This is a genomic window from Shewanella sp. SR43-8 (assembly GCF_014163775.1).
GTDB classification, from domain to species: domain Bacteria; phylum Pseudomonadota; class Gammaproteobacteria; order Enterobacterales; family Shewanellaceae; genus Shewanella; species Shewanella vesiculosa.
In genome coordinates, this window is sequence record NZ_JACJDX010000011.1 from 88,598 (window position 1) to 112,246 (window position 23,649).

Here is a 23,649-nt window from a genome sequence, read left to right on the forward strand (position 1 = left end):
GCGAACCGCTATTGAAGTGATGTTATTGCGCTGCAGTTAGCAAAAAAGCTATCTATCGATAGCTTTTCTCAGTTGTGCTGTTTTAGTTATGACGCTCTATTACTCAGCGTAATATTTGTCGAATACATATTGTATATGTTGTGTCAGCTTTTTATCCGCACCTTCCACATCACGATTTTTAATGCAGGCTAAAATTTCAACGTGATCTTGGTGGCTTCTAGCGTTGAGTTCTTGCACATTAGTTTTTGCAGGACGTGCATCTATTACCCAATCGACAAGGGCTTGATGTATAGCTAAAAAAATAGGGTTACCGGGAATTGACGCGATGACTCGGTGAAAGTAAATATCGGTCTTTTTAAATTGGTTTTCATTATTTATCGCTTTGCCGTTTAGCTCAACCGCCTTTTCTAACTCCTGAATTTGCTCACTTGTTGCAAATTCAGCAGCATGACGTACTAAGCTTGATTCAAAAAAACTTCTTAATTGATCAAAGTACTGTAAACCGTTTGGCTGTGATAAAAAGTCTTTCGACATGCCTGACAATTCAGAAATAATGGCATCTGGAGAAGGTCTAGTGACGCGGGTTCTTTCACCGCTACTAATTTTAACCAAGCCTTTGCGGGCTAGCGCAGATAGCGCATCACGAATAGAAGGCCTACCAACACCAAACGCAGCCATGAGCTCTCTCTCAGAGGGAAGCGCATCTCCTTCGGCTATTTCACCTTGACGTATCATCATTTCCAATTCTTCTTCAACTGTTTCTGATAGTTTTTTTCGTTCAACAGGACGTTTAATCGTAATTGGCATTGGGAATTCCTTTAGTACGCGAGCGATTATGTATCACCTATCTGGCTATTGTACCAATGTGTTAAAGAATGTATATGAAATTATCTTTGTGATTAATTTTTAATCACAAAGATGCAGTTTAGTTTGATATTTAAAATCGTTGAGCTTGTGGTGTACCTATTGTACCATAGCGGTAGTTAGTATCTTTTAGAGTACCTGCCTATGAACACTCATCAGAAAAAGACGGTCAGTTATGGGAGTGAAAGTCAGCAGTTTGCACATCTTTATACGCCGACCCACGCAAACAATACGCCAGTGGTCATTGTGGTTCATGGTGGCTATTGGAAAGATAATCACAGCCTTGAGACTTATGCCACTCACGCCATCGTTGATTACTTGCAAACCTTTGAGGTTGCGATATGGAATGTAGAATACCGGCGCATGAATACCGAAGGTGAAAATATCAATGCGCCTTGGCCTACAACCTTTAAGGACGTTGCTGATGCCATCGATTATCTGCGTCATATCCAGCATAGCGAAAGCTTAGATTTAAGACGAGTTTTGATCATTGGCCACTCTGCTGGTGGGCACTTGGCGACTTGGGCAGCATCAAGAGAAGGTATAGCCTCTGACAGTGAGCTTTATTATAACGATCCTTTGAAAATACAAAGAGTGGTGACTATTGCGGGTATTTTAGACTTAGTGTCAGTGAACGATGTAGACCAACCAGAGCAAATATATCGACTGATGGGCGGGACGCCACACAGCCACCCTGAGCGATACCTTGCCTGTAATCCGAGTCGTTTATGCCACCCGCAAATGGTGTTAACTGTGATACATGGTGGGCGAGATACTTGCGTAAACGTTTCACAAGTAGCGCAATTTTGTGAACAAACTCGAGCTAGAGTGAGGCAAATTATGTTACCCACCGCCGATCATTTTTCGATGCTACCTCATAATGGTCATTGGGTTGAGACGCAGTGGCAGCAAATACAGCAATTAATTGCAGAGGAAATTGTGGCTTTAGGCTAGTTCGTCATCCCAGCGCGGCTAATGGGTAAAAGACTTATCGGTTGTTTTATTGCTAACCATTCTTTATTTGTGGAATTAAACACCTTGTTATAGCGGCTGAATGTTAGCTAGCTCGACATTTCAATAAAGTACTGCTAGTTGCTTCATAGATAATTCCGATTGAATCACTATGTAGTCACACGATATCTGTGTAGTCGTTCACGCCATAAACGCGCTAATAGGGCACTCCAAATATCTGTCCTTGATCAGTAATCCTAGTGTTCGACATTTGATCAGTGCTTGGGGGCTAACAGTAATGACAACCTGATTTTAGGCTGAGTAAAGTATAGATAGTCGGAGCAAGAATGCATTCAGAGTGTCACCCTATACATTTAGCTTATCGCCATGTTATTGGGTTATAAGACTGTACCTTGATAGATGTTTGGGCTTCGTACTACGGGTTTAATCTCACCTGAAATCCAATAGATTTTATTTCCTTGCTGAGTGATAGTGAGTGGCCCAGCTCCGCCAGTAAATGGCACGTTATTAGTCAGTGCAGACCAATCATCTTTGTCGATATTATAAATAATCTGGCGACGACTAAAATTGATCTCTTGTTCACTCAAGCTGAAGTAATATTGTTTAAAAGCCGTCAAACCTTCATTTTTTTGTGTGGTCAATTGAAAGATAGCATCATTAAAAATAGCGCGATTTACACCACCCAGTAATACTAATTGATCATCATTAATGGTAGCCACACCACCACCGGTTACCGAAAAAGGCTGTTTGTCCAAAGTGATAGGCGCTAATGTTGTCCAATGCGACTTTTTAAAATCAAAAGCATAGGCATCAGTTAGCACAGCGTTATCAGTCAGAAAACTCAAACCGCCGAAAATGTAAAACTGACCTTTATGATTGATCGCTGGAAAATCTGAACGTTCAGCACCAGGAACAGCAGGAATATTCTCACTATTAATGCATGACTTACTGACGAGAGAGTACTGACAGACACGATTGTTTACTTTGCCATTTTGCTCACCAGCAAAGATATACAAGTCGCCATCTTGCCAAGCAGCGCCACCTGAATGCCATGTGAAAGGTAAATGATCGATCAATTCAGTGGTCAGTTTATAATCTGAATCTAAAGTTAATTTTATAATGGAATCGAAGGCTTGTTGATTATTTTTACCTCCAACAAGATAAAGGCTGTTATCGACGACTAAGGTTGCTCCATGCCCTGCTTTGATAGGTAAGTGGCCATGTGCAACCAAGTTAGCGAATTTATTTGTAGTATCGAAGACAAAAATATCCGAATAGAATTCTTTTTCCCCCTGTTCAAAAAATGGGTGGCCATTAGGGAAATTGGCGCCGCCTGCGACAATGAGGTAATTACCTAAAAAACCGCTATAGGCTCCAGAAATACCAATCGATTCAGAAAAGCCATCGGGTACGGGTAGCTGACCAGCCTTTATCCATGAAATCTGTGGCGTGTTGTCGAATGATGAATCATTTTGTTGGGGATAATGGGTCATTTTATCTGCAGCATTAGCATCAACTGTTAACAATAATGATGCTATTAACAAATTTAGTAAGTTAATAAGCTTCAACATCCCCTCCTTAGTGGTTATTAAAAATAAAACCTAATCAGCACTGATTAGGTTTTAAGGCTCTCAAATTGCGTGTAAGGCATGCTTTATAAAATATGCTGCATGCCGTTTTAGTTATTAGAATGTCAACTTAACACCGGCGAAGAGTTGGCGACCAATAACATCATAAGCTTGAGGTGTTGTATTGGTACCAACTGCTGAACTTGTTGCTTGGATATCTGGTTGTTGATCGAGTAAGTTATTCGAACCAATATACACATTTACCGCATCATTAATTTGGTAGCTTGCTCGAACATCTACATAGTAAACAGCATCCATAGTGTTAAGATCATCCGATAAGGTCGTTTCTCCTAGAACACCTTTAGTTTCAGCACGATATGTCATCTGGGCAAACAGGTTAAAATCATCTGTGATGTTATATGAGGCATTCATAGTGTAGCGATATTCAGGGAATAATGTCGTTCCTAAATTGTCAATTTTACCTGTAAGAGTATCTATTTCATATTCGGCTAGGTAGTTAGCAATAAAGTTTACTGTCAGGTTATCCAGTGAATATGCTACTTCCAAATCAACGCCACTGGTTGAAATAGTATTAGCATTTATTGATGTCGAATAAATATTTAGAATCGGACCATCTTGCACATCTCTCACGATTCGGCCACCACAGGTCTTATCAAATTGTGATGGATCGACATCATAACAACGTTTAACCATAGTATCGGGAGTGATGGTCGTAATACCATCTTCAATTTCGATACCGTAGTAATCCACCGAAATCGAGAGGTTGTCTAGCGGAGTCATTACAAAACCTAATGTTAATGAGTCTGCCGTTTCTGCTTTTAAGTTAGGTGAACCACTTTGAGACACTAAGGTATTATTTGTCTCTGAACCCACTAATATATATTGGCCGTTTGGATCTGTATCCATTCGATTTGAAATTGCCGAGATAGAAGTGCAATTCACGTCGATATTAGATGTGCCTGTCTTGGAGGCACCATTACAGACATCTATCGTTGGGTTTGCAACACTGGTTGTTCCCGTAGAGAATATGTCATTGATATTCGGTGCTCTAACTGAGCTCGACTGGCTCGCGCGAATTCGGAACATCTCATGGATAGGTGCATCGATACCTAAACGGTAAGTTGAAGTAGTACCTATTGTTGAATAATCACCGAATCGAGCGGCAAGACTTAGGTTAAGCCAATCTGTAACAGGGACGTAAAGCTCACCAAAAACTTCCGCAACGTCAAAGCTGCCGTCGATTGGTTGAACAGGGCCTTCACGGGTGATGCCTAGTTGACGGAAACTATCAGGGTTTTCAACGGCGGATTCTTTTCGGTATTCAACACCAGCAGCAAAGCCTATGTTGTCATCTCCGATAGCAAAATCTAATTCACCAGACATAACACTGTTCACCACAAACTGTTCAACTTTACCTGTTTGCCCTGTGTTAACAGCAAGATACTTCATTGCTTCATCGGAAAAACCAGTGATACCAGCTTGACCAGCCAAACTATCAGTCGTTCCAAATGGATTCACTGGTACACAGCCATAAGTCCTGGCGATAACATCAGCACATTGGTATCCACCATTGCCGTCTTCTTCGATAGTGAGTGCTTGTTGCAAATTAGGTATGCTGAAGTCACCACTGTTCTGTTGTGTTTGTGAAGTTATGCCGTACGTTGCGCCTGTTTGCCAATCCATACCATTGTCTAAGTAGTAGGTATAGTTACCTGCCACGCGGAAAGTATCGCGTTGGTTTTCTGTGAGACGATTGCCAAATTCAAAAGTACGCCTATTGGTGGTTACACCATCAAGAGAGGTGTTATCTCCCATCACAGCTAAAAGTTGCTGTCCTGCGCTACTACCGACAAAGTATGGGCTCGTGGCGACGTCGATACCGGTTGTGCCGCCATTGCCTTTTCTGAAGACATTATTGACAACATCGATTGGTGCTTCTTCTAAATCAACCCGAGCCTGTGTTTGTGCATAGTTTAATTCAACCTCTAATGTTGATTTCTCAGAAATGTCGAAAGTGACTCCAGAAGCAATATTAAAGCGTTGATATGGCAAGACTAATGTACGATTAGAATGTTGATTGTCCCAGTCTGAGTCACTAGTTGGCTGATAATTACTGTCCAGTAAGGGTTGGTTTGCATTAAATTGATCGCCATTACCAAAGATTTTTAAATCGCCATAACCCAATAAAGCGCCATCCACATGACCAGGTCCATCTCGCCTTGCAATCGTATCTCTAATGCCATCGCCGTTGGTATCAACAAATCTCATTTCATATCGAGAAAAGTCTCTTTCAGAAGAATTCAATACCTCTTGATTAGCATAACCGGCGGAAATCCAAGCATTACCAGAGTCAAAGTTTTTGCCATAGGTAAAATCAAAATTTTGTCTTTCTGCGCCACCTTCGCTGGATTCTGCTGCAAAAGCGTTTATTTCTGCGCCATCAAAATTCTTTTTTGTGATGATGTTAATCACACCAGCAATCGCATCGGAACCGTAAATTGCGGATTGACCGCCCGTTAATACATCAACGCGTTCTATAATTGCGGTTGGAATTGAATTTAAATCAACACCATATCCCGTGTTTGCAGAAACACCAGATACATAACGACGACCGTTAACTAAGACTAAAGTTCGTGCAGAACCCAAATTACGAAGTGATGTTGTTGACACGCCGACATTACTGCCTGCACCACCAAGAGAAACGTTATCACTTGACCCATTTATCGCGGAAGTTACCGAAGGTATATTGTTGAGCACATCCCCAATAGAAATTGCTGCTATACCTTCAATCATCTCTTTACCCACTTCGGTAATAGGGGCGGATGATGAAGTGTTAGCGCTACCTTTAAAAATGTTTGAACCAGTAACAGCAATACGTTCAACATTTTTTGGGGTTTGTTCAACTTCCTTAACGCCTTCTACTGCCAAAACTGCTGGACTAAGTAAAGCAGCAATACATACCGACAACGCAGTGCGACTAAATGTTCTGTGGATGGTGTTCATACTTCCCTCTCTGAGTTTTATAGTTTTAATTTCATGTTCAACTGTTTCTGATGTCGTTAACGTTTTTAATTATTGAACAGATAATGCTCGCTTCTGTGTTATGCAGTTAACCTATCATACCATCACCCAGTCGGCAACATAAATAACTCTAAATGTAAACTTTCGGTTTACACTTTGGTAACTTAGACTCTGGTTATTCTCGTAACTGCATTTTTAGTTATATAAATATCGTTAATTCAATTTGTTATGTTTTTATGCAGGCTTTATACATTAGGCATTGGCATGGCTTTTTTGATTATGGATGTATGTTTAAATAAACAGAGTTCTATGCCATGTATTTAAAAAGCTACTTAGACTGGTGATTCGGGTGGTTATCTGTTGACTCATGTAATCAAAAGGTAGGGCTATCTCAAGGTGAATTTGTATTGTGTGTTGAGATTGAATGTAACTATATCGGTTGTTTTGAAAGACTAAAGCTGAGTGTCACGCTCGATATGTTATATAAGATTGGGAGGTGCTCGACTTTGAGTCACATGAGTTGCTGCCGAGTGGAATATCTGTTGAAGGTAAGACGTTGTCTGAAGCTTAAATACGCTCCTGATGCTTATTGCTGGCTTATGAGATCATTGTAAAGCCTGAGTATTATTGCTTTATAGCGACTAAGGTTCACATTTGCCTATTCAGAGTTCAGATAATTATGATGGCGACTTCAAATTGAGCTGAGCATAACGACGCTAACTGTTGGGATGATCCATTAAAGGCAAGCGTAGCAGTGATAAATCTGGTTCGGGTAGGTCAGTTGTTCATTGATAATGTTCATTTTTCATCTAATTGTCATCGCTAACAATTACGTACTTTCTGGCTGTTTCATATTTAATCCAAAGAAATAACTCACAATATGATGTTTAATTGTTAACTAAATTAATACCATATAAACAAAGTTTAATATAACGCTTAATGTGTTATTTATATAAAACAAAGCATTTACTATCAGTATCTTAGGTTTTTATCGGTAAATTATTATCTCACATTTTTTGTTTTTAAATCGATCTAGTGTTGCGCTCTTACATGCAGGGCTTTAGTTTGGCTAATGTGCGTCAATTTTTGATGCTCACCTGAAGGAGTTTCCATGACAGCACAATTTAATGTTCAAATTGGTTCTTTTCGTAAAATCAACAAGATCCCTAACGCCTGGTCAAATAAAGATTACCTTCAATTGATGGCTATTATGGGCTTAAATGATGGCTTAGATGATATGGAGGAGTCTGAACTTAGAGAAATGTGCATGATGTCTTTAAATGATTTAGAGGCCACCGAAGCCGCTAAAATTGTCTTAACTCATTTATTCACTGAATTAGCAGAAGGTAAAATTGACCAGTTAAGTAATGACATGATTGGTGACAGGATGTGGGAAGAATATTCTGATTGCTTGCTTCATGAAGGCTTTTTTAGTGCTTATGCATTATTGAGAGAAGCTTTTAATGGTGTCTTTGCTGAGCCTACCGGTGTTGAGTTTATGGTAAATGTGACCGCAACAGATGCAGACGATTTAAGCATATTTGATCAGTCGCTACATGCATCTATGGTACGTCTTTTAGCATCAGGGCTATCTCCCGATGTGTTATTACATCGATTGTTTGAAGATCAAATTACCGGCACACAATTTCCAGAAGCAACTGGCATATTATGGCAGTTAGAATCTGTTACAAGTGAAGGCTTATCACGTCAGTTTAAGATGGTCAGTTCAGATTTCTGGTTTGGACAATTAGCCAATATTGAGATGTTTGAGGCTTCAGCTCATGCTGATGAATCAGATGAAGAGGAATAGTTGATCGGGGTTAGGGATAGTGAGCGTTTACTTAATAACTTTTAGCCTTGCTCGCTATCATTGACTTGCATCGGTTGGTAATCGATGGATTATGACACCTTGTAAGTAAAAATCATCCGTTTGATATGATATAAGGTAAATGTTGTTATCTCACTTGTCGCTCATGTTAGCCAAGCTAAGGTGAAGAATATTATCTGATTAATTTCTTTAACTAATAAAAAACCAGCTGAATAATACAGCTGGTTTTTTTATATCATTTTGGCAATGCCAAATTAATGATGACTAATAATTAGTGCTTACGACGACGTAATGCAGCTAATGGTAGTAATAGTGCGGTTAACCAACCCATAGAACCACCAGAAGATTTCTCTTCTTCCTTGGTGACATTAATGGTTGCAGTACCAGGCGCACTTGTCAGTTCGCCGTCAGATGCGGTTACAGTGAACGTGAAGGTGTCATTACCTATAGGAGCCGTAAAGTTAATTGTTGGACCACCGTTAGTAAAGTTAACACTCTTACCACCAGTTTGGACCCAATTATACGTTAAAGCATCACCATCGATATCTTTACCATTAGCCTTCGCTGTTACAACGAAACCACCGGCACTATTCATTCCTGAAGGTGCAACAGTAGGAGCGTCATTTACGTTCGTCACAGTAATAACAACTTGTGCAGGAGTGCTCAGATTCCCTTCTTCATCAGTAGATGTATAAGTGAATGTGTCTGTACCTGTGAAGTCTGCTTTTGGTGTATAAGTAAATGATCCGTCAGCGGCCAAAGTAAGCTCACCATTAGTCACGTTATCAACAAGAGCAACAGTACTTAGGTTTCCTGCTGGAGATACGTCAATTAAGCGTTGAGCTTTAGCTGTCATGCCATCGCCCGTAACTTGAGTACGAGCTACTTTTTGGTCTGGTTTAGTATCATTATCTAATACATTACCTTCCATAGAAGTGTCTTCATCAAGTGACGGCGCATCAGCTTGGCCGAAGCTAAACTCAGTGACCATAGCTTTATAGCCGATTTCAACACTACCAGAGTTTGATGCTCTAACTTCAACATAATCATCGTTAGTAACAGCTGAACCTACACCGTTGTAGTAATAAGTCGTTCCTATAGTACCACTGATGTTTTCTGCACCTATGGTTACGTTAGCTGGCATACCAGGAATGTCGAAGTAGTTAAACGTCACTTCTTCAGTATCGCCAGTTTTTAACCAAACGCTGAAGCTGTACTTGTCACCTGATGAATCACCATAAAGCTGTGCATCATTCCATTCAACAACTAAGAATGAAGCGCTTCCAGTGCTCACTACACCAATAGAGATAGCTCCACCACCAGTGTCGCCAACCGTACCATCACTTAAATCAAAATCTGACCAGAATGGTGCAAGGATATTATTTGGATTTGAGCTGTCAGGTAGTTCTTTATTAGCATAAGTACCAGCAGTTGAACTATTGCCAGGGATAACTATACCGTTATCAGAAATTGTGATTTGAGTATAAGTTTGGCCATTGTATTTGTAGGCTGGTACGTTAAATACAAATGTCGTTTCATCACAACCATCTAGGCAAGCTGGTGTTTGGCTTAAACCAAGGTCTGTAATATTTGGGTATGAACCAGAGCCACTTGAAGTAACCATTTCAGGCAAGTCCATTGAACCAACCCAAGTGATAACGCCAGTATTCTCATCAACAGATAGACCATTTTGCGAAGCGCCGTTCAGGACAACAGATACATCATCTTTCGATGTAAGCTTAGTGCCCTTAGGAGCTGAAGCTGTCACAGTAACAGTATTTTCGAACATGGTATTATTAACAACAGATTTTACAGTGAAAGGATCTGCAACAGTAATATCAGTATCAGTTGTATAAGTAGAGATTAAAGATGAATCACTAGACTCTTTAGCTAATACCGCTAATGGAAGATGAGCATTTTGCTTACCTTCAGTGCTGGTGATCATTACGTTACCAAAGATCCAATCGCCATATTCACTGAATGTTGAATCAACAGTAACGGTAAACGTTGCAGATGCACCCGCTTCAAGTTCAAGTGTTGATGGAGAAATCATTAGGCCAGCAGTATCAGAATTTGCTGAAAGTGCCCAAGATGATTTTTCATCACCTTTGTTGTAAACAGTACGAGTAAATGTACAGATACCGACACAAGAGTCTGCTGCAATTGAAGGCTTATCAAATGTTAATACTGCTTTTGCTGCAGCATCAAGATCCATACGACCAGCACCCATATCAAAAGGAGTTGCAGGTGTTGACGCGTCATCATCTAAAATACCATCCATTTTAGATGTTGATGTTAATGCTGTTTTAATATCAATAGATGACCAATCTGGATGTAACTGGCTTAATAGAGCAGCAGCACCCGCCACGTGTGGGCTGGCCATACTGGTACCAGTAATCATGTTAAAGTTTTCTCCACCATCGTCTGGTGAGAAAGCAGATAAAATATCTGTTCCTGGAGCAGCTAGATCAGGCTTGAGAATGTTTTCATTACCATTTGGACCACGAGAGCTAGACTGATTAATCGTATCAGCAAGGTTGCTTGCGATAATACGTTTAATTTCAGAACCTATAGTACCTTGAATCGTAGTGTCACCCATTGAATCAACAATTGCCATGCCATCATCTTGTGAGATCATAGCTGAAGGGAATGTAATGCCTGGAACTGACATGGTGATTGGAGCACCAGCACGGTTATTGTATACCACAACCGCTTTAGCACCTGCGTTTTGAGCATTAGTCACTTTATCACTAAAGTTACAAGTACCACGTGAAATCAACGCAATGCCATCTTTAAACGAATCAGCGGCAAATGCATCACAGCCTTCAGTGTTTTCAGCATCGATGTTTAGAGCTAAAATAACAGGAGCAGTAATATCCATCTCAATGATGGTATCAGATCCTGGAACCGCTAATAAATCATCACCACCAACATTGAAGCTGTTAGCAAAATAACGGCCAGTAGTACTGTTAGCTACAGTGATACCAGATTCAATACAACCAGGACAACCAACTGATTTAGCTGCGTTACCATCGTTACCAGCAGCACTTACAACAACAACACCAGCAGCTTCAGCAGCTTCAAACATTGTTTTATATGGGCTGCTTGCTGGATCGGCACCGGCTCCACCACCCCATGAGTTATTGATTACGTCTGCACCATCATTAACAGCATGTTCTAATGCTTCCATCAGCATAATGTTAGAACCGCTGCCACCAGAACAATCTTCTTTAGAATACAGTGCTTTATAAGCCATTAAATATGCGGCTGGAGCAACACCTGATAAAGTAACGTCAACACCTTGGAAAGTGGTATCTACTTTGTTACCTACAGCGGTACCAGCAACGTGAGTACCATGACCACCGTAGCCTAATGGGCTCATGTATTCATCTGGACATACCGCAAACGTTGGTTGTGACCAACGTGCAACAATCAGTTTATCGTTACAGAATGAGCTATCTACCGTTGAACAATAGTCATCGGTTGGCATCATAGAAGTTGGAGCGGTAAAACCTTCTCCTGAGAACATTGGGTTTTCAGGACGAATACCACCATCAATAATTGCAACACGGATACCTTTACCGGCATTTTCCATACCATCAACAGCATTCCACATCGCTTGACTATTAATAATGCCAAGTGAAGCATCCATGTTTGTTTCGTACATTGCTTCAGGGTATACAGAGATAACCCCTGGAATAGCCATGATCTGTTCAACAGTTAACCCTTGGCTAACAATGGTTACACCGTTAAATAATGTCTTAAACTGACGTTCAACTTTAGCATTTGAAGCCACTTTTGAAAGTGCTTTTGTAAATGCTGCTTGCTCTGCTTGCAAATGAGATGCATAACTTTTCACTGGAGCTGATTGAATGTCTAGCTTGCTATTTTTATCTTTGATAGCTGTAGAGGCTAAAGTAGAAATGCCACCTTGGTACTTTGCAATTGCAGGCGACTCTAATTCAACAATATAACGTTGAGGAGCTACTACGTTGTTTTGTCTTACTGTTGGTTTGTTATTATTTTTAACGGACAGCAGTTCAATGCCTGTTTGGTCAGAGCTATATTGTGTATTTGCATAAGTCGCACTTGATATCAGTGCAGCCGAAATGGCTAGAGCTAATTTTGTCTTCACAACTTCTTCCTTGTTTTATACATCACTCAATGTGGGGGGAGGATATCGTTTTAAGACGATGTATATTAAGTGATGGTGTTTATATTAATTTCTGCTTATGTGTTGCACTCTGTGGTGCATCAACAGCATTTGTAGCACAAAGAATTAACAAAAGTAACACTCCGATTTAAAAAAAAGGCAATTAATTGTTAATAAGTATGTGTAGGTTTGTGATTTAGGTTGCGGAATGCTCTTGTAGCGTTTGACAATTCTGAAGGTAATACAGATGGGGAAAGAGATTAAGCCCTCAATGATTTAGGGCTTTACCGATCGGACAATAGGGTTTTGAAGGCTAATAAGTGTTTCAGTAGACTGGATTTCATCAATTGATTGGATACGGTTAATCAGCACATGCTGTAATCCATCGATAGATTGGCACATTACCTTTACAAATACTGAGTAATTACCAGTGGTATAATATGCTTCTACCACTTCTTCTAATTCATTTAGCTTGGCAATCGCTGCTGGATAATCGCCAGCACTTTTTAAATTGATGCCAATAAAGCAGCAAACATCATAACCCAGTGCTTTAGGGTTAACGGTAATTTGCGCGCCGGTGATAATGCCAGCTTGTTTCATTTTTTCAACGCGAACATGAATTGTCCCTGCACTGACATTGAAACGTTTCGCCAGTTCCGCAAAAGGTGTTCTGGCATCTTGCATCAGTGCGGTAAGAATATGATTGTCTAATTCATCACGATGAAATGAGCTATCCACGATATTAAGCCTAACAAACCATTAATTGACCATAAATCTACGACTTTCATTGCGTAATAGCTACTACAATCCACATATTTATTAATAATGTTTAATTTTTACTGTTCATCTGTTGGCGTCATGAAAGTGACGGCTGCTTCAAAATGCATTGCTTGTCGTGAGTACGGATGAGTTATCGATAATGCTGCCGCATGCAGCAGTAACCTAGGTGATAAGCTTTTTGCTAAAGGATCGGCATAGAATCCATCGCCAAGGATCGGGTGCCCTAACGCCATCATATGAACTCTCAGCTGATGAGAACGTCCCGTAATTGGGGTGAGTTTTACTAACGTTGATTTAGCACCGTAACTGACAACTTCGACAAGTGTTACCGAAGGTTTGCCAATGGCGTGGTCGACTTTTTGCTTGGGTCTATTAGGCCAATCGCAAATGAGTGGTAAATCAACCTGAGTGATACTAGGCTTCATGTGGCCGGCAACCCGAGCATAATAAGTTTTGGCCGTTTCTCTATCACGAAATTGACGTTTTAATTCGCGCTCTGCACTGCGTCTAAGTGCGACGACAATCACCCCAGAGGTTGCCATATCTAGGCGATGTACAATTTGGGCATTAGGGTGTTCAGCTAAAACCCGCGCATAAATACTGTCATGATAAATGGCTTCTCTTCCCGGTACCGATAACAGTCCTGAGGGTTTGTTTGCGACCAGAATATCTTTATCTTGATACAATATATCCAGCCAAGGGCTGGTGGGTGGGTTGTATATGAAATCAGCCATAGTTGCTCTCGTGAGTCAATTCGCGGCAAAGATACCGTTAGGGCTTATGATGTGCAAGTATAGAATGGTACTGAGAAGTGGCGACTTAAGAGAATGCATTGCCGTTAACGTGCATTATGGTAAACGTCCACACGACAAATGCGAGCGGGATATGCACTAATGCATAAAAACATTGATCAAGTCGACTCATGCCTTTTGCTAACCAAATTAAATACAGGTGTGTGGCGATCACTGCGGGAAACAGCACCAGCAGAGGATAAAGCGAAAATGGACTAGCATCAGTAAAAATGGCGTGAGTCACTATTGCCCACGCCACCATAAAAGCGGTCGTCATTGGCGGCATTGCTATGCGATATTGATCTGGGTAAGGGAACATCCCATGTCCTTAAAGTCATTTATAGTTGGGTATTAGCCTTTTATTTCTTTTTTACTCTGAATCACCTTCCGGTGCACTATCGAATAATGCCGCAATCCGGCGGGTCCATGAGATACAATAACAGATAATAAAATAATAAAGATGATTAATTCAGAATGGCATTGGCTTATTTGAATAAAAAATCCTAACAATATGATTTTAAATAAGGTTAATACTCCTTTGAGTTGGATTAACCAGCGCCAATCTCTAATGATTTCCCAACTCATTAGCAGTACGCCAGATGTAATCGCTATAATCCAATAATTAAGCCATAGAGATAATTCAAGATTAAAGATAATACCGCCGCCACTGCCCACTATACCGATAATATGCAGTGCTCTTAATGACGTTTTACTGATCCGTTCGATCCAAAAACGACGGTTTGAGACTGGTAGTTTTTTTTTATGATTCATAGTGTCGTGGGCTTAATAACATTGCGCTAATATTAGCAATTTCAATATGTAAAAACAGTGATATACGCAGCAGTTCTTTTTATTATCAATGTGATTATATTGCTGGTGGATCAAATTTTATTTCCTTCAATATGGTTAGTATTTGACTCTAATATTGATTATGGTCATGGAATATTAGTGTGGCGAATGGGACAGATTTATTATCGGTATGACCAAATCCACTGAATTGCCAGTCACTATCCTTAAAGGCTCTTCACCAGAGAGAATCTAGATCACAACTTCATCGTTATTCAGTGTGATATTGACGACAATAACCGTTAATTCACATACAATTAATTCATATCTAGGGGCTGATCATATTGATGATTTGCTCATCAATTCGCTATTAGTAAATTTGGATACCTATGAAAATTGGATTTTTTAGCGCCAAGCCTTACGACATTCGCCATTTCACCAGTATTAACCAAACGTTTAAGGTCGATATTGAATTTTTTGATTACCGACTTTGCATGCAAAACGTCAAACTAGCGGAAGGCTATGAAGTTGTTTGTGCTTTCGTCAATGACTCCTTATGTGAAGAAGTATTAGTTGAGTTGGCCAAAGGTGGCACAAAAATTATTGCTATGCGTTGTGCTGGCTTTAATAACGTTGATTTAGTGGCTGCTGAGCGTTTAGGCATGAAAGTGGTCAATGTGCCCGCGTATTCACCAGAATCTGTTGCTGAGCATTCAGTGGCACTCATGTTGACGTTAAATCGTAAAATCCACAAAGCTTATCAGCGCACTCGTGATGCTAACTTTGCTTTATCGGGGCTTGTCGGTTTTAATATGTTTGGCAAAACCGTTGGCGTGATAGGTACGGGTAAAATTGGCCTAGCCACCATTAAAATCTTATTAGGTTTTGGCTGTAAAGTATTGGCATTTGACCCTTATCCAAACCAAGCTGTTATTGATCTTGGTGTCGAATATGTTTCATTAGAAACCCTCTATCCTCAATGCGATATCATCAGTTTGCATTGTCCATTGACCAAAGATAATCATCATTTACTCAACAACGTTAGCTTTAATCAAATGAAGCAAGGCGTGATGGTGATTAATACCAGCCGCGGTGGATTATTAGATGCATTGGATGCCATGGAAGCGTTAAAAGATGGCAAAATTGGTTCATTAGGACTTGATGTATACGAAAATGAAAAAGGGCTGTTTTTTGAAGATAAATCAAATGAAATTATTCAAGATGATATCTTCCGCCGCTTATCGGCTTGCCACAATGTTATTTTTACCGGCCACCAAGCTTTCTTAACTGAAGAAGCGCTGAACTCGATCGCCTCAACAACATTAACCAATGTGACTCAGTTGCTCACAGGGCAAGTTTGTAATAATGAGCTGTTTTAATTTGTTATAGTGAGCAGGAAGAGCAGCTCATTAATACCAACTCACGACAAACATCAGCTTACTAATGCATAGGACATACGCTGGCAATTGCCATTATGTTGGGTAAAATCTTGTGTTGGGTATAATGTGAAATAAATGGAATATTATGATTACAACAACTGAAATTCACGATATTAAAACGGCCACGGGCTTAATGCGTACCACGCTTTATCGTCCGGATACTAAAGGCCAATTTGCGACTATCATTTTCTACTCAGAAATATTCCAGCAAACGGCTCCGATAGCTCGATCTGCTGCGATCTTGGCTGGGCATGGGTTTGTGGTGTTGGTACCCGAAGTGTTTCATGAGCTCAACCCTATCGGAACTGTGTTGGCGTATGACGACGCAGGTAAAGATAAAGGTAATGCAGACAAGTGGGCTAAGCCGTTAGAGCAACATGACAGTGACACTCAAGCGCTTGTCGATTTTGCGCGTGCACAGTCATTTTGCAGTGATAAAGTTGGCGCTATGGGCGTATGTATTGGTGGTCATTTAGCCTATCGAGCAGCGCTTAATCCTGATATTAGCGGGGCTTTTTGTCTGTATCCTACAGATATTCATTCCAATACATTACCTTGTAAAGAGGGCAATGATTCATTGGCTCGTGCTGGCAGCATAAAAGGCGAGTTAGTGATGGTCTTTGGTAAACAAGATCCACATGTGACTAAAGAAGGTCGTAAGCTTATTTATCAAAAGCTTGAACAAGTGAATGCAAACTTTACTTGGCTTGAAGTCAATGCTCAACACGCTTTTATGCGCGATGAAGGTGAGCGTTTTGATGCCGCTTTAGCGTTGCAGATGTACTTGCAAGCCGTAGCGTTTTTCCATCGAGTATTAAACTAGCACCGCAATATGTCTGCGCAGAGCTTAAGTCTGAGTATAAATATGGGCTTAAATAAAGCAGGCATTACTCTATTCGATACATAAGCCCAGTTAATGTTAATAAGATTATGTATCGATTCTCTACTTATACGACATCGGCATTATTAAGCTGAAATTATTGTCAACATGGCTAAGCCAGCAGAGCATGAGTTGCTATCAGTCAGATATGAATCACCCCACTGGGTATAGCTAAAGATTACTTAAGCCATTTTGCTCTACTTGCATTAATCTTCGCCTTGGTTTTGTTGCTTGTTGCAAGTGAACTAGGGTGGCGTGGTTCGGGTAACTTAATCACCGCTTTTTGGAGCATCAAGCTGTTAGGGTAAGTCATCACATCGCCGATATCCCGTTTGATCAATACGTGAAACAAACTGATTTCGACAATAATGCCACTCATATCCTCTTCTTTATCGACAATTTTTATGCGATCGCCAATTCGATAAGGAAATGCAAAAAAGATCAATACACCAGCAGTGATGTTGCTCAATATCGACCATTGAGCAAATAGGGCCACGCCTAATACCGCAAAGGCTGAAGACACAAATAGCGACACCTCTTGATAACCTAAACCTAATGACACCGCCATGACGGATATCGTCACAAAAAACAACAAATAAGAAATTAAACGAGTAATTAAACGGCTACGAACCTCGCTGACTTGTTTCTTTTGTGCTTGCTGACGGATCCATTTTTTGACCTGTCGCTGGGCTAGAAAGAACACCGCCAAATACAAAGTTATCATCAATAAATGGTTAAACATGTCGATTTCCTATCTGGTCGTATTAATTTAATTCTGCGAGTTATCTGTATCACTTGTCGCCAACTTTATACTGTATTCTGGGGTATAATAAGGTTTTAAAGTAGAAAAATCTTGCTGTCACGTATTGGCGAGACTCCTCACAGAGTGAAGTATGTCTGATTATAAAGTATTGCACGTCGACGGTGATCGGTTTGGTGATTTTTGTGTGCTCGACGATGGCGACTATCGGGTCTTATCATTTGGTGATAATGATGAGCAAAGTAAGATGGATAAGAGTCAACCTCATGTACCGCAACATACTTATGTTCAGGCCATGTTAGCAGTGCTGTTATTCAGCCAACCCAAAAGTGTGATTATTTTAGGCTTAGGTGGTGGTGCACTCGTGCATTCCCTTAGGCATTTTGATGCAGCGATTAAAATTACTGCAGTTGAATTACGCCAACAAGTTATTGAAGTGGCTAAACGCTTTTTTCAATTACCTTTAGGTAAAAAACTGACCATAGTGCACCAAGATGCCTATGTCTTTTTAGCCCAAGCAGAGCATAAAAAAGTCGATGTTATTTTTGCTGATATCTACAGCGACAAAGGTGTAGATAAACAACAGTTGTCTAACCAATTTATTCAGCAAACAAAACAGCTGCTTAAAACGGATGGCTTTTTAGTATTAAATTGTTGGAAAGAACACAGTCGAGACTTACAGTTACGTGACACGCTTCATGAGCATTTTAATCAAGTCTTTGCTTGTTTAACCGGTGGTGGGAATTGGGTGGTATTTGCCACCAATAAAGCCAATTGTTTTTCTGCCGCAAATAATAAGCAAGATTTACAAGCCCTTTCACAAAAGCTCGATATTAATGTTAGCCGCGTGCTGACACGATTTGGTCCTTGGGAATAACATCCACCAATAAACATCATTAATCGAGTACCAGCTTTAAAGCGTACTCGGTGTTGATGATTTATACCCTTCATACAAATAGACTCTCAAAGATAGTTCAATATAAAAAACCGATTAGGGTGATAGTTTTTATCCGTTATACTTAGTTAGCCTCCATCGCTATTATAGCTACATCAGATGACGAGCACAGTTTGTTTATCATCACCGAAACCATATTGGTATCGGGTTTACTGTAAATCTAAATGGAGCATGACATGACACAATCTATCATCAATAGCACTATCAAACCGTTCAAAGCAACTGCATTCCATAATGGTGCTTTCGTTGACGTTACTGAACAAGATTTATTAGGTAAATGGGCAGTAGTGTTTTTCTACCCAGCAGACTTCACTTTCGTATGTCCAACTGAATTAGGCGACATGGCTGATCATTATGAGAAGCTACAGGCAATGGGCGTTGAAGTTTACTCAGTATCAACTGACACTCACTTCACTCACAAAGCTTGGCATTCAAGTTCAGACACTATAGGTAAAATTACTTACCCAATGATAGGTGACCCAACTGGCGCAATCACTCGCAACTTTGGTGTGATGATTGAGGAAGACGGCTTAGCACTACGTGGTACTTTTGTGATTAACCCAGAAGGCCAAGTTAAAGTAGCTGAAATTCATGACCTAGGTATTGGCCGTAGCGCTTCTGAACTAGTTCGTAAAATTCAAGCTGCACAATATGTTGCAACTCACGATGGCGAAGTATGTCCTGCAAAATGGCAGCCAGGTGAAGAAACATTAGCTCCTTCAATTGACCTAGTCGGTAAAATCTAACCACTAAGATAACCCTTAGGTTAGGAATATCATCTCCAGCTAGTCGGTGTTCCCCCGGCACTGACTAGCATCTTGTAAATTCATCGATTATTTCCCATTTTTAGGAGTTGTTATGTTAGATGCGAATGTAAAAAATCAACTGAAAACCTATCTGCAAAACCTCAAGCGCCCAGTTGAACTTGTCGTATCTGCAGATGACTCAAACAAAGGCAAAGAACTCACCAGCCTAGCCCAGGACATTGTTGACTCATCAGATCTAGTCTCTGTGACTTATCAGCAAGGTCAACGTACACCAAGTATGAGTGTGATTAACCCGCAAGCTGCAACTAATATCACCTTTGCAGGTTTGCCAATGGGCCATGAATTTACCTCACTGGTGCTAGCACTATTACACAGCGGCGGCCATCCGATTAAGTTGGATGCGGATATCATTGAGCAAATCCGTCAGCTACCAGGTGAATTCCATTTTGAAACCTATATTTCGTTAAGTTGCCAAACTTGTCCTGAAGTGATCCAAGCACTTAATATGATGGCAGCAATTAACCCAAACATTACTAACGTGATGATTGACGGTGCGTTATTCCAACAGGAAGTGAGCGATCGCAATATCATGTCAGTGCCATCAGTATTTTTGAACGGCGAAGCCTTCTCTGTCGGTGCCATTAGCGTTGTTGAAGTACTGAATAAGTTAGATAAAAATGCCGCAAGCAGACAAGCCGAGCAGCTTAATAAAAAGTCGGTTTTTGATATGTTAGTTGTCGGCGGTGGTCCAGCAGGTGCCGCAGCGGCCATTTATTCAGCTCGTAAAGGGTTAAATACCGGCATAGTTGCTGAAAAGTTTGGTGGCCAAGTGGCCGAGACGGTCGGTATTGAAAACTTTATTTCAGTGTCTAAAACCGAAGGTCCAAAACTGGTGGCGAACCTTGAAGCTCATGTTAAAGATTATGACGTCGATATTATGCAAAACCAACGTGCGTTGAGTTTAGCTAAAAACGGTCTGCTTAATGTGACGCTTGAAAGTGGCGCCACCTTAAGCAGTAAAACGATTATCTTAGCAACCGGTGCGCGTTGGAGAGAAATGAATGTCCCTGGTGAACAAGAGTATCGTAATAAAGGCGTAGCGTATTGCCCACACTGTGACGGTCCGTTATTTAAAGGTAAGCGAGTTGCGGTTATTGGCGGCGGTAACTCAGGTATTGAAGCGGCTATTGACCTAGCAAATATCGTCGAACACGTCACTGTACTTGAGTTTGACAGTAAATTACGTGCCGATGAAGTGCTACAGCGTAAAGCTAAATCAATGGGCAATATTACGATAATTACCCAAGCCATGACCACGGAAGTTAAAGGTGATGGTACTCGTGTAACCAGTTTGGTTTACACCGATCGCGCCAGTGGTGAAAGTCATACCGTAATCTTAGCCGGTATCTTTGTGCAAATTGGTTTAGTGCCTAATACCGAGTGGTTAAAAGGTGTGGTTGATATGACTCCTCGCGGTGAAATTATTGTCGATGAGCGTGGTCAAACATCTATTCCTGGTGTATTTGCTGCGGGTGATGTCACTAATATCCCCTTTAAGCAAATCATTATTGCCATGGGTAGCGGCGCCACAGCATCATTGGGAGCATTTGATTATTTAATAAGACATTCAGAAGAAGCCGATGTTCAAGCTGCATAAAATGTTGCAATAGCCATTTAATGAGGTGCTGTAATCGCCTCAATGAACCAAAACAGCCCGCTTTTGCGGGTTTTTTGTTGTTATATTGATTTATAGTCTTTAAGTGAGTGGATTTACCGTCTATAAATAAGCACAAACAAGTTGATACATTAGAAAAATTTCAAGTATATTGATGTTAGGCCGATATTGATTTACACCGATATACATTGAAAACTTCGTGATTTACAGCAACAAAAATTTATACTTAGTTAAGATTAAATAAAATTATGCTCTTATTATCAAAGATGCTTATAACAATAAAACATATAGTTAATTGACTAAAGAATAGCGTTAAGCGGTATTTTTACAGCACATAAAAACTCAAGGAGCGAGCACAGGCATCAATAGCCTTAATAACGATATTTTGGTCGCTGCATTAAGAAGTTTTACGTTTGCTTTATCTTCATTTAATTATCGCTTAGGGGCGAAATATGAATTGGTTTAGTAACATGTCAATCTTTAAAAAGGTAGGACTGATTTTTGTCTTATCAGTGATTATTTTTGCCGTTAACCTTGGCATCAGCACAGTTGCGATTAATAAAAACCGTGACACATTATCTTTTATGGAGACCAAAGTTGCACAGCGTGTTGAGCTTGCAAATCAAAATGTCATATTTGTCCAACGATTAGATGAGTTGTATACCCAATCAGTATCCTTTGCCGATGAAGATTTGCTCGGGAACGCCATGAAAACCTTTTCTTCACTCAAAGATAACTTAACCAATCTATCAACTATTGATCAGCCCGAAAGTGCGTTGTTATCGCAATTATCTAACAGCCTAGACGAATACAATACCATGACACTGTCACTGGCTAGAGGAATGCTAGACGGTACTATTGATATGGCTGATGTGGGGCAAATTAGTCAGAAAAAAGCCAAAATATTCGAAAGCTTAACGAATGGGATCACGGCTTATAAGGCCGATAAAGTGGCAGAGTTTAGCTCTACTATTAAAGAAGCGGGTGACCGCTCTGAACAGAGTTTATACCTATCATTGGGCATAGGGGTCGCATTATTGGTCTTCATGGCTCTTTCAACTATTTCAATTGCGCGTGCCATTAGCGGCGCTGCGGGTGATGTGGCCAACTCATTAGGTGAATTAGCTGACGGTAAAGGCAATTTACGTCACCAACTGACGGTTGTCGGGACTGATGAATTAGGGCAGGTATCAAGCAACTTTAATCGATTTTTACGCTTACTTGCTGAGTCAATTCAAAGCGTTGTGAGTGTGACTAAACCATTGTTAGACAGCGCATCATCGCTAAAAGAGCGCATGGCGGTTGCAACTAAAGCGACTAAGCAACAAAGTCACGATGCTAAAACTGTGCATATGTCGATGGAAGAAATGCGTCATTCAGTCAATGATATTTCACACAGTGCCCAACAAGCGGCTGAAGCTGCACAAGTTGCTGAACGTGAGGCAACGGAAGGTTTAGCAGTAGTACAGCGCACGGTGAGAATTTCACAAGAACTTAATTCAGGTATTGAACTCGCATCAAATTCTATCAATGAGTTAGCCAAAGATACCGAAAGTGTTGGCTCTATTTTGAACGTGATTACCTCTATTGCAGAACAGACCAACTTGCTCGCGTTAAACGCTGCCATTGAAGCCGCCAGAGCAGGAGAACATGGACGAGGCTTTGCCGTGGTTGCAGATGAAGTTCGTGCACTGGCGTCTAAAACTGCCGACGCGACTAAAGAGATCCGTGGCGTATTAGAAAAGCTTAAAGTAGCGGCTGAATCATCGGTTAGCACCATGGATGTGGCCATTGCTAAGTCTTCAGAAAACGAGCGTTATGCTAAAGATACCGGTGCAGCATTAAGTTCAATTCAATCTAAAATTGTCAGTATTAACAGTATGAATACTCATATAGCAGCAGCCACAGAACAGCAGTCTTTAGTTGCTGCACATGTTGCCAATAACGTAGTTGAAATGAATGCTTCATTTGATCAAACACTGGGTATTCTTGCACAAGTGCAGGGGATTTCAGAAGGATTAGATGGGTTTGCTAATGAGCTTAGCCATGCGACCTCACAATTTAAATTGTAACGTTAATCTTAATATAAAATGCTCAGATAAATTTTAGTACCGCATAACAAAAAACGCAGAGAGAAATCTCTGCGTTTTTTGCTTTATTGCAGCGAAAAAAGATCTTATTTACCCCCAAACTTGAGCACATTTATGCGACATAAACCGTTTCTGCTTGTTTGCTGCATTGTTAGCCGCCATTTTTGAATTATTTAGCGTATTATAAAGCCAATTTTTGTGGGTGAAAATTGCCTCTAGGCCGCGTTTGTTTTACTTTATTGACATTGAAAAAACAGACGTTATTTTTTCATCCGTATTTTGCTTTTTAGTCACTGTAA

The 23,649-nt window shown here is 40.4% G+C and carries 17 protein-coding genes; 8 read left to right on the plus strand and 9 right to left on the minus strand.

Translation table 11 applies throughout. The features are described 5' to 3' along the window. Positions 1-99: 99 nt before the first annotated feature. The gene (locus tag H5114_RS15200) at positions 100-807 is read right to left on the minus strand and encodes a transcriptional regulator NanR (protein ID WP_182698404.1); all 708 of its coding nucleotides are present in this window, start codon (positions 805-807) and stop codon (positions 100-102) included. A gap of 201 nt (positions 808-1,008) precedes the next feature. Between H5114_RS15200 and H5114_RS15205 the strand changes: the two genes are divergently transcribed. Further along, positions 1,009-1,818 carry an alpha/beta hydrolase gene (locus tag H5114_RS15205; RefSeq protein ID WP_182723369.1) on the plus strand — a complete coding sequence of 270 codons (810 nt, stop codon included), beginning with the start codon at positions 1,009-1,011 and terminating at the stop codon, positions 1,816-1,818. A gap of 395 nt (positions 1,819-2,213) precedes the next feature. Here H5114_RS15205 and H5114_RS15210 read toward each other — a convergent pair whose 3' ends face one another. Both H5114_RS15210 and H5114_RS15215 read right to left on the minus strand, forming a co-directional pair. After that, positions 2,214-3,407 carry a cyclically-permuted mutarotase family protein gene (locus H5114_RS15210; RefSeq protein ID WP_182723370.1) on the minus strand — a complete coding sequence of 398 codons (1,194 nt, stop codon included), beginning with the start codon at positions 3,405-3,407 and terminating at the stop codon, positions 2,214-2,216. A 114-nt stretch (positions 3,408-3,521) separates the two neighbouring features. After that, the gene (locus H5114_RS15215; protein WP_182723371.1) at positions 3,522-6,428 is read right to left on the minus strand and encodes a TonB-dependent receptor domain-containing protein; all 2,907 of its coding nucleotides are present in this window, start codon (positions 6,426-6,428) and stop codon (positions 3,522-3,524) included. A gap of 1,129 nt (positions 6,429-7,557) precedes the next feature. Between H5114_RS15215 and H5114_RS15220 the strand changes: the two genes are divergently transcribed. Continuing rightward, positions 7,558-8,256 carry a hypothetical protein gene (locus tag H5114_RS15220; RefSeq protein WP_182723372.1) on the plus strand — a complete coding sequence of 233 codons (699 nt, stop codon included), beginning with the start codon at positions 7,558-7,560 and terminating at the stop codon, positions 8,254-8,256. Positions 8,257-8,545: 289 nt separating this feature from the next. Here the strand turns inward: H5114_RS15220 and H5114_RS15225 are convergent, their stop codons facing one another. From H5114_RS15225 to H5114_RS15245, 5 genes are all read right to left on the minus strand, one after another. After that, a complete protein-coding gene (locus tag H5114_RS15225; RefSeq protein ID WP_182723373.1) occupies positions 8,546-12,409 on the minus strand; it encodes a S8 family serine peptidase in 3,864 nt (1,287 codons plus the stop codon). Between the two features lie 294 nt (positions 12,410-12,703). Beyond that, the gene (asnC, locus tag H5114_RS15230; RefSeq protein WP_124017288.1) at positions 12,704-13,165 is read right to left on the minus strand and encodes a transcriptional regulator AsnC; all 462 of its coding nucleotides are present in this window, start codon (positions 13,163-13,165) and stop codon (positions 12,704-12,706) included. A gap of 98 nt (positions 13,166-13,263) precedes the next feature. Further along, positions 13,264-13,941, minus strand: a complete 678-nt coding sequence (rluA, locus tag H5114_RS15235) for a bifunctional tRNA pseudouridine(32) synthase/23S rRNA pseudouridine(746) synthase RluA (protein ID WP_182723374.1) — start codon at positions 13,939-13,941, stop codon at positions 13,264-13,266. Positions 13,942-14,026: 85 nt separating this feature from the next. Next, positions 14,027-14,317: a hypothetical protein gene (locus H5114_RS15240; protein WP_182723375.1), complete on the minus strand. Its 291-nt coding sequence runs from the start codon at positions 14,315-14,317 to the stop codon at positions 14,027-14,029. Positions 14,318-14,349: 32 nt separating this feature from the next. Next, positions 14,350-14,769: a hypothetical protein gene (locus tag H5114_RS15245; RefSeq protein ID WP_124017291.1), complete on the minus strand. Its 420-nt coding sequence runs from the start codon at positions 14,767-14,769 to the stop codon at positions 14,350-14,352. A 404-nt stretch (positions 14,770-15,173) separates the two neighbouring features. On the opposite strand from H5114_RS15245, the gene H5114_RS15250 reads away from it, so the two are divergent. Then, positions 15,174-16,163, plus strand: coding sequence for a 2-hydroxyacid dehydrogenase (locus tag H5114_RS15250; protein ID WP_182723376.1), 990 nt, complete (start codon positions 15,174-15,176; stop codon positions 16,161-16,163). Between the two features lie 145 nt (positions 16,164-16,308). Further along, entirely contained in the window at positions 16,309-17,046 is a 738-nt protein-coding gene (locus H5114_RS15255; protein WP_182723377.1) for a dienelactone hydrolase family protein, read from the plus strand. Positions 17,047-17,281: 235 nt separating this feature from the next. Here the strand turns inward: H5114_RS15255 and H5114_RS15260 are convergent, their stop codons facing one another. Continuing rightward, the gene (locus tag H5114_RS15260; protein ID WP_182723378.1) at positions 17,282-17,845 is read right to left on the minus strand and encodes a mechanosensitive ion channel family protein; all 564 of its coding nucleotides are present in this window, start codon (positions 17,843-17,845) and stop codon (positions 17,282-17,284) included. A 151-nt stretch (positions 17,846-17,996) separates the two neighbouring features. On the opposite strand from H5114_RS15260, the gene H5114_RS15265 reads away from it, so the two are divergent. The 4 genes from H5114_RS15265 (at position 17,997) to H5114_RS15280 (ending at position 23,332) form a co-directional block, all read left to right on the plus strand. After that, positions 17,997-18,740 (plus strand): spermidine synthase, encoded by a 744-nt coding sequence (locus tag H5114_RS15265; RefSeq protein WP_124017295.1) that lies wholly within the window; start codon positions 17,997-17,999, stop codon positions 18,738-18,740. Between the two features lie 254 nt (positions 18,741-18,994). Beyond that, on the plus strand, positions 18,995-19,564 hold the full coding sequence (ahpC, locus tag H5114_RS15270; protein WP_124017296.1) for an alkyl hydroperoxide reductase subunit C: 570 nt from the start codon (positions 18,995-18,997) through the stop codon (positions 19,562-19,564). A gap of 112 nt (positions 19,565-19,676) precedes the next feature. Next, positions 19,677-21,242 (plus strand): alkyl hydroperoxide reductase subunit F, encoded by a 1,566-nt coding sequence (gene ahpF, locus H5114_RS15275; RefSeq protein ID WP_182723379.1) that lies wholly within the window; start codon positions 19,677-19,679, stop codon positions 21,240-21,242. 488 nt (positions 21,243-21,730) lie between these two features. After that, positions 21,731-23,332: a methyl-accepting chemotaxis protein gene (locus H5114_RS15280; RefSeq protein WP_235781626.1), complete on the plus strand. Its 1,602-nt coding sequence runs from the start codon at positions 21,731-21,733 to the stop codon at positions 23,330-23,332. Positions 23,333-23,649: the final 317 nt, after the last annotated feature.